This window comes from Janthinobacterium sp. DSP2-3-3 (assembly GCF_049897325.1).
In the GTDB taxonomy this organism is placed as follows: domain Bacteria; phylum Pseudomonadota; class Gammaproteobacteria; order Burkholderiales; family Burkholderiaceae_D; genus Janthinobacterium.
On the sequence record NZ_JAFCWA010000009.1, the window covers coordinates 85918 to 98429 of the forward strand.

Consider the following 12512-nt stretch of genomic DNA (forward strand, 5'->3'; position numbering starts at 1 on the left):
TGGTCATACGTATCCTTTCCAGGGATAAATTTTATTGTATGACTTCTTTCACACAAAATTTCTGACAGGCTCGGTAGCCCTTTTTTCTTTCCCCTGCCTGCGGGACACTCCCAGGCCCATTAACACGCGTCACCCTCCAGATAAGCTTGCGCAACGCATTGCTGCACCGCGCAATGACGTCCAGCGCATTTAGGCGCACTATGGGCACTTGCTGGCGAAGAAGAACTTTCCAATGTCTGGCTTGCCTACCTGGGGAAACATCATGTCCGCACACACTTACAAGCTGATCGAACTGGTCGGCACGTCGACGGAGAGCAGCGATCAGGCGATACGCGATGCCGTTGCCAAAGCGGCGCTCACGGTCAAGCACATGGACTGGTATGAAGTGACTGAATCACGCGGCCATATCGTGGACGGCAAGGTGGCGCACTTCCAGGTCACGCTGAAGGTCGGCTTCCGGCTCGAGTAAAGGGATCGAGTAAGACAGGCGGCGCGTTCACCGCCGCCCGCCCTCTCCCCGGCTCTCCAGCCACTCCCGGCCGCCGGCCTCCAGCGCGGCTTGAATGACCTTTTCCGGCAAGCTGTACACGGTCGCCCAGCTGGCGCGGCCATCCTGCGTGTTGGCGGGAAAGCTGTGCGTCTCGATGGGCCAGTGGTATTTGCGTTTGAGCGCTTTGACGATGGCGGCCAGGGAGACGCGGCCTTGCAGGGGTTCGGCGCCGGACTGGTCGCGGTTCGACAGCAGCACGGCCAGGACCTGGCCGCGGCCCGTGCGTGCGCCGGGAAAGGTGGGAGTTTTGTTTGCCATGGCCTATTTTACCGGGCAATTATCGGGCGAGACGCGATGTGCCGCACCTTTGATCTGGCGCAAGCGCCGCACCAGCTTTGCGGCCACGATGGGTATTTCGCCAGGGGTGCCGGCGCCCCTCCGGCAGCCTGGGCCACTCATCACGGGGCACAGGAGCCCATCATGCACAGCCTGAACATCCACGCCATGCAATGGCAAACCGTTGCCGATATTTCCGCCGTCGACCCGCTGCTGTCCGAGGACCTGGCTTGCTTCCGCGAACTGCGCGACGTACTGCAGCGCTATGGCGCGCTCAACCGCTTCGGCATTTCCCTGATTCACCGCCATTTCGATATTGCCGACGATGAGGAGCTGATGGAATACACGGATGTGGTGCAACGCACGCTGACGGTGAAACCTGTCAAGAAAAGCGACATCGACTGGCAGCACACGACCATCACCAACTGGAAATTGACGGAAGGTGAGGAAGTGGCGCGCATCGGTTGCGGCTGCGCAAGCAATTCGGGTGGCCACCTGGGCTATCACCGCGGTACCTGAGGCGGACCGACGCCGCCCGCCAAGCGGCGTCGGCCTTTCTTACACTTCGCCCTTTTCAGCTCAGTCCGCTTTGCGCAAGTAGTTGATTCAATTTACTTTTTTTGTGTGGCACGCAAGCTGCTTATCTTTGTCTACGAGATGAATCCAGGCAAGTCATTCTGGATTCTTTGTGCCCCGGATTTTCCGAGACTGACCACGATAAGAGGCTGCGATGAACGTCGATCACACACGAAGCAAGACCCTGGGCTGGCTGGGCGCACTGGCGGCGGCAAGCCTGCTGGCCAGCGGCCAGGCGCAGGCCGGCGCCTACGGCCTGGCCGTCAATGAGTTGAACAATTTCCGCATCGCCACCAGTGCCGGTAGCTTGTCGCTGGCTGGCGCCAACCGCAATGCCAGCGACAGCGCGTTTTTCGAAGGCGGCGTGGCCGTCAATCCGCGCGCCGTCAATACCGGGCCGGCCGCCAACGCCGACGTGCTGCAAGTGTGTTCGGGCGGCGGCTGCAGCGGCTTGCCGCAAAACCGCTACGCACCCAGTCCCAGTACCACGCTGGAATTCGCACGCGGCGATGCGCACGCCTTCGGCAACATGCTCAATGGCGGCGCCAGCGTGCAAGCCGTGGCGGAAGCACAGCGCAACACCGTCGGCGCCGCCACGGCCATGGCTGGCGACACGCTCACCGGTTCCGTCAACCTGACCCTGTCGAGCGCCGGCTTCATCACCTTCAGTTTCATGGGACGGCGCGACCTGCGCACCAACGTGACGACCTTGGGCGACAAGTCGAGCGTGTCGATCATGGATATCTTCAATATCTCCTGCAACAGCGCCAGCCCCGTCGGCTGCCTGTCGAACGCGAATGCCGATGGCGTGATCTTCCAGTTCGCCCCCGACGGCAACCCGAACAACGGCAGCGATATCAACGGCAACCATGGCGCCGGCAGCCTCGATCCCTTCAGCCTGAACTTGACGGCGGGCACGAATGACCCCGCTACCGGACGCGCCTTCACGAATGGCTTTGCGCTGTTTTCCCTGACCTCGAATTTCGCCCTGCCCGCCGGCAGCTATACCTTGAACTTTTCCAAGTCCACGCGCACCGACATCGTCGTCATCGATCCCCTGGCCGTGCCGGAGCCGGGAAGCCTGTTCCTGCTGGGTCTGGGACTGACCGCCCTGGCCTTCACGCGCCGGCGCCAGCCGACATAGCAACCGGCATGTTCAAAACACGCGCGCCCGCCAAGGCCCCGCGTGTTTTTTACGCCAGCAGAGGCATGTTAACCGAGCCGTGCCAGCGCCTGGCGCGCCAGCTGCAATTGCTGCAGATAATAGCGGTGCAACATGGCCGGGTCATTCAGGTCGCGCCCCAGTACCAGGCGCAGCTCGCTGGCAGGGCAGTCGGCGGCCTGGGTCTGCACCTGCTTCCCCAGTTGACGGGCAAGCTGGCGCGCCGCCTGCTCTTGCGCGGGCCGGTATTCGACGCGCGTGCGCGCTACCTGGAAGCGGGTTTCATTGACCAGGCGCACCACTTGCACGGGAGCGCCGGTCAGGCTGCGCGCCAGCGCGGCGGCCATGCCCGGCACGCCGTTGCCATTCACGATTTCCAGGCGCGGATGCGGCGCACCAGCCGCCGCCACGGACCGCAGCGACGCGACGCCGGGCACGCGCCGCAGCTGGGCCATGCCATCGCTCTGCGTGATCTCCACGCGCGCCATGGCGGGCGCATCCTGCACCGGCGCAGGCGCTGGCGCCGGCACAAGCTGCGGCGCCGCCGCGCCACGCAACAAGGCCATGTCGCGCCGCAAGTCGTGTTCCCGCAAGCTGGCCGCCTGGCGCCGCATGAGGGCGGCGCGCTCGTGCTGTCCCAGGCGCTCCAGCACCTGCGCCAGATGCCGCCAGGCCAGCGCATTGAGCGGATCGAGCAAACACGCCTGTTCCAGCGCGGGCAAGGCTTGCGCATCGCGCCCGCTCATATAATAGGCATGGCCGAGATTGCTGAACAGATAGGCCTGCTGCGGCCGCGCCATGCCCGTTTCCTGCGTCAGCGCCTGCCACTGGGCGATGGCCGCGTCATGTTCGCCCCGCTGTACCTGCAGCACGGCCAGGCCGTTGCGCGCGTTCACGTGGAGCGGCGCATGGCGCAGGGCTAGCTCATAGGCCGCGTGCGCGGCGGGCAGATTGCCGCGCTCGAAATGCTGGCGCCCCGCCACATAGGCGGCATCGGCGTCGGGCCACGCCGGCACCGGTGCATGGGCCAATTGCGTGGTACAGGCGGCCAAGCCCAGGCAGGCACAGGCGGCGGCCAGGCGGGAGAGCCTCAAGCGCATGGTGACTCCTTTCAGCGGCTGGCCATGGCCGGCACGAGCACGCGATAGACTTCGATCACGGCCGGCCCCATGAGCACCAGCATCAGGGTGGGAAAGACGCAAAAAATCAGCGGGAACAGCAGTTTCAGGGCGATCTTCGCCGCCGCCTCCTCGGCCAGCAGACTGCGCTTGCTGCGCAGGTTTTCCGAATGCACGCGCAGCGAATCGCCCATGCTGGTGCCGAAGCGTTCCGATTGAATCAGCATCGCGACGAGGGTGTCGACATCTTCCACGCCGCTGCGCAGGGCCAGGTTGCGCAGCGCCTTTTCCTTGGAAAAGCCGGCGCGCATTTCCATCAGCACCAGTTGCAATTCCTGCGCCAGTACCATGCTTTTGATGTGGATTTCGCCCGACACCTTCACCAGCGCGCGCTCCAGGCTCAGGCCCGCTTCCACGCACACGGTCAGCAAGTCGAGCGCATCGGGGATGTTTTCGAAGATATCGCGCCGGCGCCGCTTGGCCGTGCTGGCCAGCACCAGGTTCGGCAGGTAATAGCCGATGGTGGCACTGACGCACAGCAGCAACAGCAGCACGCTGCGCAACTGCGCCGCCATGGCACTGGCCGCATACAGCCCCAGCACGGTGGGAAACAGCAGGGCCAGCACGGTTTTCGCCGCAAAGTACAGGGCTGGCGCGCTCGCTTGCCGCCAGCCCGCGTTCATGAAGCGCGTGCGCAGCGGCGAACGCTCCCAGCCCTCTTCCGGCAGCGACAGCTTGCTGAACGGCTGCGCCACGCGTGCCACCCGCTCCACCCAGCCATGGTCGGCCACCGCGTCGCTGGCGGACGGCACCATGGCGCCAAACAGGCGCTGGCGCAAGGCGCCGGGAAAGAAAATCAGCCACGCCAGCAGGGCCAGCGCCACGACCACGGCGAAGACAATCATGAGAAACAGCAGTTGCGAACCGTTCATGCCACCCCCTGTTGTTATATCCTGATCCGTATCACATTGCGCATCCAGACCACGCCCAGCGCCACCATGCCGGCCGCGTACCACAGCAGTTTGATGCCGCTGGGATCGGTCCACAGCAGGCGGATGTATTGCGGGTTGACCAGCGCCATGACGCCGATCATCACCACCGGCATCAGTCCCAGCACCCAGGCCGACATGCGCCCCTCGGCCGACAGCACGCGCACCTGCCCCAGCAGTTTCAAACGGGCGCGGATGATGCGCGCAATGCTGACCAGCACTTCGGCCAGGTTCCCCCCCGATTCGCGCTGCACCAGCACGGCGATGACGAGGTAGCGCAAGTCCGTCAGCGGAATGCGCGCGGCCAGGTTTTGCAGCGCCTCGTTCATCGGCACGCCGTAATTGATTTCTTCATGCGCCATCTTGAATTCGCCGCTGATCGGCTCGCTCAATTCATCGCCGACCATCTGCAGCACATTCGAAAACGAGTGGCCGGCGCGTAGCGCGCGGGCCAGGAAATCGGCCGCTTCCGGCAATTGCGCCTCGATCTTTTTCAGCCGCGCCGCGCGCGCGCGCAGCACCAACAAACACGGTCCGCTCACGGCGCCCGACAGCAGCAGCAAGGCGCCAGGCAAGGGCATGGACCAGGCCGCCAACAGCAGCAAGGCCGCCAGCAACAGGGCAGCAGTGATGCCGATGAATTGCGCCACCGACCAGGACAAGCCCGATTGCAACAGCAGGTGGTCGAGCTGCGCCGCCTGTGGCGCGCGCCGCAGCAAACGCTCCAGGCCAGGCGCTCGCGCATAGCGGCGCTGCTTGAGGATGGAAACCCGCTCCCCGCCCGCCTCGCCGCGCGCCGCCATCAGCCGCAAGCGCCGGTTGATGCGCCGCGCCGCGCTGCCATGCGTGCCCGCCCACCACAGCCAGGCGCCTTCCACCATCAGGATGCAGGCGGCGAACAGCAGTACGGCAAAACCGTAGAAGACCAGGTCCATGATGCCCGTCCTTATTCGTAGATGCGGTCGGGGTCAAACACCGTGTCCGGCACCGGCGCGCCAAACATGCGCAGGCGCTCCGTGAAGCGAGGCCGCACGCCCGTGGCGCAAAAGTGGCCCAACACCTTGCCCCCGGCATCGACACCCGTCTGCTCGAAACGGAAAATTTCATGCATGGCGATGATGTCGCCTTCCATGCCCGTCACTTCCTGCAGGCTGACCAGCTTGCGCGCGCCATCCGTCAGGCGCGACACTTGCATCACCACTGTCACGGCCGAGCAAATCTGCTGGCGCGTGGCGCGCGGCGTCAGGTTCACGCTGGCCATGCCGACCATGTTTTCCAGCCGCGCCAGCGCATCGCGCGCCGTGTTCGAGTGGATGGTCGCCAGCGACCCCTCATGGCCCGTGTTCATCGCCTGCAGCATGTCGAGCGCCTCGGCGCCGCGCACCTCGCCCAGGATGATGCGGTCGGGCCGCATGCGCAGCGCATTGCGCACCAGCGCGCGCTGGCTCACTTCGCCCTTGCCCTCGATATTCGGCGGGCGCGTTTCCAGGCGCACCACGTGCGGCTGGCGCAGCGCCAGTTCGGCCGCATCCTCGATGGTGACGATGCGCTCGCTGCCGGGAATGAAGCCGGACAGCACGTTGAGCAGGGTCGTCTTGCCACTGCCCGTGCCGCCCGAAATCAGGATGTTGACCTTGGCCTGGCCCAGCGCCTGCAGCACTTGCACCATGGGCGGCGTCAGGCTTTTGTAGTCGAGCAGGTTGGCGATCGTCAGCGGCTGCACGGCAAAACGCCGTATCGACAGGATCGGGCCGTCGACGGCCAGCGGCGGAATGATGGCGTTGACCCTGGAGCCGTCCGGCAGGCGCGCATCGACCATCGGGCTCGATTCGTCGACGCGCCGTCCCACGCGCGAGACGATCTTTTCGATGATCTTCATCAGGTGCGCATTGTCGTGGAACGTCACGTCCGTCAGCTGCAGCCGCCCGCCCCGCTCGACATACACCTTGTCGCAGGTATTGACCAGGATATCGGACACGCTGGCATCGGCCAGCAAGGGTTCCAGCGGGCCAAAGCCCAACATCTCGTGCTGGATGTCGAGCACCAGGCTATGCCGCTCGTGCTGGTTCAGCACGATGCGCTCTTCCTCGATGACGCGCTGCACCAGCAGTGCCAGCTCGTGCTTGAACTGCTCGGCCGTCAGGCGCTTCAGGCGCTCCAGGTCGATACGGTCGAGTATCGTCTGGTGCATGGTCTTTTTCAGCTCCTGGTAGGCGTGCAGCGCCAGCGCCCCTTGCCCATTGCTGGCGGGGCGCACTGTTTCATTCGCCGCCAGGCGTTCGCGTAAAGTCATCTCGGCTCCCATGATGGCCCCCGGCGGGAGCCTTGACACCCATCAGCTGCTGCCCCGTCAAGCCTCGCTACGGCTGAACAAACGGTCGAACAGGCCGCGGCTTTCCGTCACGCGGCGCGCCGTCACCAGTTCCACCAGCTCGGCCAGGCTACGCGCCACGGCACTGGTGCGCGACAGCTGCAGCAGCGGGATGCCCTGGTTGACGGAGTCCGTGGCGGCGACGTAATCGTTGGGCACCGTGTGCACCACGTCCGCGCCCAGCGCCTGTTCCAGGTCCGCCAGGCGCAGGCGCCCGCCCTTTTCATAGCGGTTGACGATCAGGCGCAGGCGCTCGCCCGGATAGCCGAGCGAGCGGAAAATGTCGAGCAGGCGGCGCCCGTCGCGGATGTCGGGCAAGGCCAGTTGCAGCACCGGATAGATGGCGTCGGCGTTGTCGAGCGCGCGCAACGACAGCGCATCGATCTGGCGCCCCACGTCGAGCACGATGTAGTCGTAGTGCTGGCGCGCCACGGCCAGGATGCGGTCCATGTGCTCGGGTTGCATGTCGACCTTGTGCGCGGGGTCGTCGGCCGCCGCCAGCACGCCGAAATTGGGCGTCACGTGCACCAGGCACGAGGCGAGAAAGGCGCCATCCATGCGCGCGATCTGGGCGCAGATATCGGACAGGGTCATGGCCGGCTTCTGGTCCGAGACATACAGGGTGGCGTCGCCGAACTGGCCGTGCAAGTCGATCAGCAGCACCTTGCAGCCGGCCAGGCTGGCCAGCGCGTAGGAAAAATTCGTCGACAAAAAGGTGGCGCCGCTGCCGCCCTTGCAGGAAATGAAGGCAAGGACCTTTCCGTCGCGCATCTGCGTCACGCCGGCCTGAATATCCACGCGGTCCATCGCTTCATGGAAAGCCTTGTGCACCAGCGGCAACTGCAGCACTTCGCGCATGCCGGCACGCATGGCGCGGATCAGCACATCCTGCTGCTGGCCGCGCGTGAGCAGCATCAGCACGGCCAGCGGATACTGGCGCGCCAGCCGTTCCAGCAAGTCCGCCTCCTCGGCATCAAGGCCGCTGGCGTCGACGATCACCAGCTCGGGCGCTTCGGGCAGCATGCGCTCGACGGCGTCGCGCAAGCCGCTGCGCCGCTCCAGCAGGCGCAGCACCGGCATGCGGGCCGCGCCCTGCGCCGCGATTTCATCGTGCAAGCTGGCGTCGCGGGTAATCATCAAGGCTTTCATCCCCCCTCCTTCATTTAATACAACACATTCGGCTGCGCCAGCGGATCGACGCTCATGGACAAAAACCGGGATTGTCCGGATAGCCCAGCGACTCGGCCACCGCCATGGTGGCCCCGCTGGGCAAACGCACGGCCCCTGGGCCGGAGGGAAACATCACCCCCAGCAGGGGCAAGACGGGCCGGTATGGCACGCTCTCGCAGCGCGCGCCATCACCGGGCATGCACAGGCGCGCGCGCACGAAGCGGATGCAGCTGGCGCCATGCGGATCCTCCAGGCAATTGATGCGGTTGCGTTGCGGACACCCTGGCATCACCGTCACCGGCACTGCCGCCAGCGCAGCGCCGCCACCGGCCTGCGACAGATAGTCGATACGCACATACGCGTCGCTGATGCCGCCGCCCAGCGGCAGCGTGCCCGGCGCGGCGCGCAGCACGGCTTGCGTGCGCACGGCCTGCAGCGCACCGGCATTGCTGAAGTCGGTAACGGCGGCGGCGCGCGCCGCGCGCCGGGTGATCTCATGCACCATGTTCCACACGTACACGGCGCGCGCCACTTCCAGCATGGCAAACAGGAAGAGGAAGAACAGCGGCGCCAGCATGGCGAACTCGACAGCGAAGACGCCGCCCTGGCGCTGCCGCCGCTGCTGGATAGGCAGGTTAGTTGACATAGCGCAATGTCGCGTTGGCACGCAGCGGGATCGGCGCCAGCTGCGGCAGCCACTTGCGCGTCAGCTCGGGCAGGATATCGACGGGCATGTCCACGGACAACTTGATGCGCACCTGCAGCGGTGCCGTGGCGTATGTGCCGCAGGTATAGGAATCGTCGGCATACACGCATTCCACGCTGACCCGGTATGGCTGCATGTCCGGCCAGCTTTCGGCCATCGCCTCAACCACCATCTGCCGGGCAAACACGGCGCCCTGGTTCGCCGTGTCGCTCCTGGCCATCTGCGGCAGCGGCATGGTGGCCAGGTAGCGCGCCGCATCGTGCGCGCTTTTTTGCAAGGCCGTGTACGCCAACAGCGCGCGGCCGAACAGCAGCACGAAGGGCAACAGGCCCATGAAAAACAGCAGGATCAGCGCCAGCTCAATGGCGGCGATACCATCCTGGCGGCGCGGCGCGCGGCAGGGCGGCTTCATTGCAGCAACTCCGCTGGCCCCACCAGCGTGCCCTCGGCTACCAGGCCATCAAATTCGGCGCTCAACATGCCATTGCTGGCAGGCGCCGTCATGAAGAAGCGGCCGATGCCCCGCACCTGCGCCAGCACGTCGCTGCCGGCCGGCAGCGGACAGGCCAGCAGGGGAATATGCAGCAGGCGCCGCTGCGCCAAGCCCGTGTTGCCGGTCGGCGCGGTCTGGTAAGCCAGCGTCTGGTATGGCGGCGTGGCAGGATAGCCGGACTTGGCGGCCGGCGCGGCCGGCAGGGCTGGATACAGCTTGGGCCAGTCGCTGGTGGCAAACGGTAAATAACCGCCGGCCGGCTTCACGCTGCTGTACCTGACCGCCTTGGCAAACGACCATAGCGGTCCATAACTGGCGACCGTGGGAGGCGTCACGTTCGATTCCGGATCGGCCACGGACAGCAGCGGGTTGCCGGTGCTCAGGGCGCTGGGCGCGTCGGGCGTATTCGTCATCCACCAGTTCGCCGCCGTATTCGGATACGCGCGGATATTCGTGTCCGGCGGCGCCGTGACGGGATGGCAGCCACTGCCCGCATGCTGGTTGAAGCGCGCGTTGAAGGCGGGCCACAGCGCGGCGGGAAAGGGCCGGTGCACGTGCACCGACGCGCTGCCGATGCGCCGATACAGCACCGTGCCGCTGCAGACAAACGGCAGCACGCTCGACTCGCTGACCTGCAACGACGGTCCCAGCATGCCCGGCCGGCCCAGCGGATTAAGCACGAAATGTTCGGCTGCCGGGCCATGCGGATTGAGCTTCAACAAGTTATACGCCACGCCGCGGCGAAAGCCATATTCCAACAGCTCGACGGCCGGTAGCAAGGCCGCATTCGTACGCGGGCTGGCGGCACTGCCTGACAGCGCGCAGATGGCCAGCGGGGTCAGGTGCAGGCTGGACCGCCCGGCCACCGCGCGCGCGCCCGTGTCCAGCGTGCGCAGCGCCGGCGACCAGGCGCCCAGGAACGCCGTCGCCACCCGCCCCAGCGACGGGTTATTGGCCTGCGTATCGACGCGCACGAACAGCGCCGTGGCAGGATCGGGCACGGCGCCCGCCGCATGCCACTCACTGGCGGGCGCGTCGGGTGCGCTGGCGAAGCGGATGCTGGCGTCCGACAGCACGGCGCCCTCCATGCGGCGCCGCCATGCGCTCCTGTCGGCCGCACTGCTCTTGGCTTTCGTCACGGCTGCAAGCAGGCCTTCGGGTGTGCCCACCAGTTCGGCCGCCGCCGCCAGCGCCGCGTTGTCGGCCAGGTTCTGCAGTTCCGTCTTGCGGCCGATGACCTGCCCCACGTCGAGCGCCAGGCCGATAAAGCCCAGCACCACGATGAGCAAGATGGAAAAGGCGATCAGCATCACCCCGCATTGGCGCTGGCGTCTATTTGCCATTGCCGCCTCCGAGCATGAATTGCACTGGCTGTGGCGCCTGGCCGTTCGGTTCGACAAACGAGGCGCGGTAGCGCTGCATGACGGCGTGCGCGCTGGGGCCATCAAGGCCATCGGCCGGCGTGCGGTTGCCGGCGCTGGCCGGATCGCGCACCTGCTGCGCCATAGCCAGGCGCACGGCGTCGCCGAAGCGCCGGTCCAGCTGCGGCGTGCTGCCATGCGCGCAGGCGGCCAGCTGCAGTGCCAGCAGCAGCGCCGCCAGGCGCCGCAGCGATATCAAAAGCGAGTTCGGCATGGCATGTCTCCCCGTCTCATTTCAACTCGAAACCATTGGCCGCGCGCAGTGTCGGCACGGACGGCGGCGCCAGCGTCCCTTCCATCTTGCCGCCCAACATCAAGTCCGTGCGCGAAGGGGGCGCCAGCTGCGCCGTCGGTAGCACGGCGTCCGCCGGCAAGGGTTTCACCAGGTGCGCGGTAATGACGAACAGCAATTCCGTGCGGTCATGCTGGAAATCCGTGCTGCGAAACAGCGCGCCGAGGATGGGCACTTCGCTGAGCCAAGGCACGCCCGTGATGTTGCTCACCTGGTTGTTCTTGATCAAGCCGCCGATGGCGTAGCTCTGGCCGTCGTACAGCTGCACCGTGGTCGAGGCGCGCCGCGTGGTGATGACAGGCAAAATTGAACGTCCGCTGACGCCGGCGGCGGATATGCCCACCCCCTCGCGCGACAGTTCCGACACTTCCGGCGCCACCTTCAGGTTGATGCGTCCGCCCGACAGCACGGTGGGCGTGAAGCGCAGGCCGACGCCATACTCGCGCTCTTCCAGCGTGATCTTGTTGTTGTCCTGGCCGACGGGAATGAAGATCTTGCCGCCTGCCAGAAAACTGCCTTCCTGCCCGCTGATCGCCATCACCGTCGGCTCGGCCAGGATGCGCACCAGGCCATCCTGTTTCTGCGCCTCGATGGTCAGCTGCTGGCCATTCGACTTGCGCACGTCGAGCAAGCCATTCGCCGTGCCGCTGAGGAAATTCGACAGCAAGGTGGTGGCCCAGCTGCCGGACGCAAAACGCAAGGTGGCGCCCACTTCCAGGCGTTCCAGCAGCGACTTCGACACTTCGGCAATCTGCACGGCCAGCATCACTTGCTGCGGCGCACTGACGTCGAGCATATTGATGACGCGGCTGTTCGCGCCACCCGCGCCGCCACCGGGCGCCGCGGTCACCACCGGCAAGGCAGCGCCATCGGCGGGCTTGGGCAACGCCAGCGGCGGCGTAGCGCGGCGCACATAGGCATGCGCCAGCTCGACGGCGCGCAGCACGGCGCCGGCATCCTGCACCGTGCCCGACAGCACCAGGGTATCGGCCACGGCCGTCACGCGGATGGATTTTTCTTCCGGCATGAGTGCCGCCAGGGTGGCTTGCAAGCCGGCCGGGTCCATGCTGACGCTGACGTTCACCACGCTGCACACGCCGCTGCGTCCCTGGATGATCATATTCGTGCTGCCCACATCGACGCCCACCAAGTACAGGGTGTCGGGCGCCACCAGCATGGCTTGCAGCACGGCCGGATTACCGACGCTGCGGGCCAGCACCGCCTCGGGCAGGCGCAGCATGCTCGATTTGCCCACCTGCAGCTGCAAGTTGCCGGGTGTAGCCGCTTCTCCGCCGCAGCGCAGGCCAGGATCGGCCGCCGCGCCGGCAAGCGGCAACAACAGGCAGCACAGTGTCAGCAGAGCGCGGTTCATGAGCGTGTCCATGGTT

Annotated in this window: 14 protein-coding genes; 3 read left to right on the forward strand and 11 right to left on the reverse strand. The window is 65.9% G+C overall.

Annotation, left to right across the window (positions count from 1 at the left end; genetic code table 11):
• Positions 1–262 precede the first annotated feature (262 nt).
• Positions 263–469 carry a dodecin gene (locus tag ACP7DE_RS18580; RefSeq protein ID WP_070258640.1) on the forward strand — a complete coding sequence of 69 codons (207 nt, stop codon included), beginning with the start codon at positions 263–265 and terminating at the stop codon, positions 467–469.
• Positions 470–496: 27 nt separating this feature from the next.
• Here the strand turns inward: ACP7DE_RS18580 and ACP7DE_RS18585 are convergent, their stop codons facing one another.
• Complete coding sequence (locus ACP7DE_RS18585; RefSeq protein WP_426073462.1) at positions 497–808, reverse strand: hypothetical protein; 312 nt, start codon at positions 806–808, stop codon at positions 497–499.
• Between the two features lie 162 nt (positions 809–970).
• Here ACP7DE_RS18585 and ACP7DE_RS18590 point away from each other — a divergent pair, with 162 nt between their 5' ends.
• Together ACP7DE_RS18590 and ACP7DE_RS18595 are read left to right on the forward strand one after the other, a co-directional pair.
• Positions 971–1345 (forward strand): hypothetical protein, encoded by a 375-nt coding sequence (locus ACP7DE_RS18590; protein ID WP_426073463.1) that lies wholly within the window; start codon positions 971–973, stop codon positions 1343–1345.
• Positions 1346–1556: 211 nt separating this feature from the next.
• Positions 1557–2546 (forward strand): EDSAP-1 family PEP-CTERM protein, encoded by a 990-nt coding sequence (locus ACP7DE_RS18595; RefSeq protein WP_426073464.1) that lies wholly within the window; start codon positions 1557–1559, stop codon positions 2544–2546.
• 68 nt (positions 2547–2614) lie between these two features.
• Here ACP7DE_RS18595 and ACP7DE_RS18600 read toward each other — a convergent pair whose 3' ends face one another.
• The 10 genes from ACP7DE_RS18600 to ACP7DE_RS18645 are packed head-to-tail and all read right to left on the reverse strand — an operon-like array spanning position 2615 to position 12496.
• The gene (locus ACP7DE_RS18600) at positions 2615–3664 is read right to left on the reverse strand and encodes a LytR C-terminal domain-containing protein (RefSeq protein ID WP_426073465.1); all 1050 of its coding nucleotides are present in this window, start codon (positions 3662–3664) and stop codon (positions 2615–2617) included.
• An 11-nt stretch (positions 3665–3675) separates the two neighbouring features.
• Positions 3676–4614: a type II secretion system F family protein gene (locus ACP7DE_RS18605; RefSeq protein WP_426073466.1), complete on the reverse strand. Its 939-nt coding sequence runs from the start codon at positions 4612–4614 to the stop codon at positions 3676–3678.
• A 14-nt stretch (positions 4615–4628) separates the two neighbouring features.
• The gene (locus tag ACP7DE_RS18610; protein ID WP_426073467.1) at positions 4629–5606 is read right to left on the reverse strand and encodes a type II secretion system F family protein; all 978 of its coding nucleotides are present in this window, start codon (positions 5604–5606) and stop codon (positions 4629–4631) included.
• 11 nt (positions 5607–5617) lie between these two features.
• Positions 5618–6964, reverse strand: coding sequence for a CpaF family protein (locus ACP7DE_RS18615; protein ID WP_426073468.1), 1347 nt, complete (start codon positions 6962–6964; stop codon positions 5618–5620).
• 57 nt (positions 6965–7021) lie between these two features.
• Positions 7022–8191, reverse strand: coding sequence for an AAA family ATPase (locus ACP7DE_RS18620; protein WP_426073469.1), 1170 nt, complete (start codon positions 8189–8191; stop codon positions 7022–7024).
• Positions 8192–8243: 52 nt separating this feature from the next.
• Positions 8244–8858, reverse strand: coding sequence for a TadE/TadG family type IV pilus assembly protein (locus ACP7DE_RS18625; protein ID WP_426073470.1), 615 nt, complete (start codon positions 8856–8858; stop codon positions 8244–8246).
• On the reverse strand, positions 8848–9330 hold the full coding sequence (locus tag ACP7DE_RS18630; protein ID WP_426073471.1) for a TadE/TadG family type IV pilus assembly protein: 483 nt from the start codon (positions 9328–9330) through the stop codon (positions 8848–8850). Before ACP7DE_RS18630 ends, ACP7DE_RS18625 begins: the two co-directional genes overlap by 11 nt.
• Positions 9327–10754, reverse strand: a complete 1428-nt coding sequence (locus ACP7DE_RS18635; protein WP_426073472.1) for a pilus assembly protein TadG-related protein — start codon at positions 10752–10754, stop codon at positions 9327–9329. Before ACP7DE_RS18635 ends, ACP7DE_RS18630 begins: the two co-directional genes overlap by 4 nt.
• A complete protein-coding gene (locus ACP7DE_RS18640; RefSeq protein ID WP_426073473.1) occupies positions 10744–11046 on the reverse strand; it encodes a hypothetical protein in 303 nt (100 codons plus the stop codon). Before ACP7DE_RS18640 ends, ACP7DE_RS18635 begins: the two co-directional genes overlap by 11 nt.
• Positions 11047–11062: 16 nt before the next feature.
• On the reverse strand, positions 11063–12496 hold the full coding sequence (locus ACP7DE_RS18645) for a type II and III secretion system protein family protein (RefSeq protein ID WP_426073474.1): 1434 nt from the start codon (positions 12494–12496) through the stop codon (positions 11063–11065).
• Positions 12497–12512 lie beyond the last annotated feature (16 nt).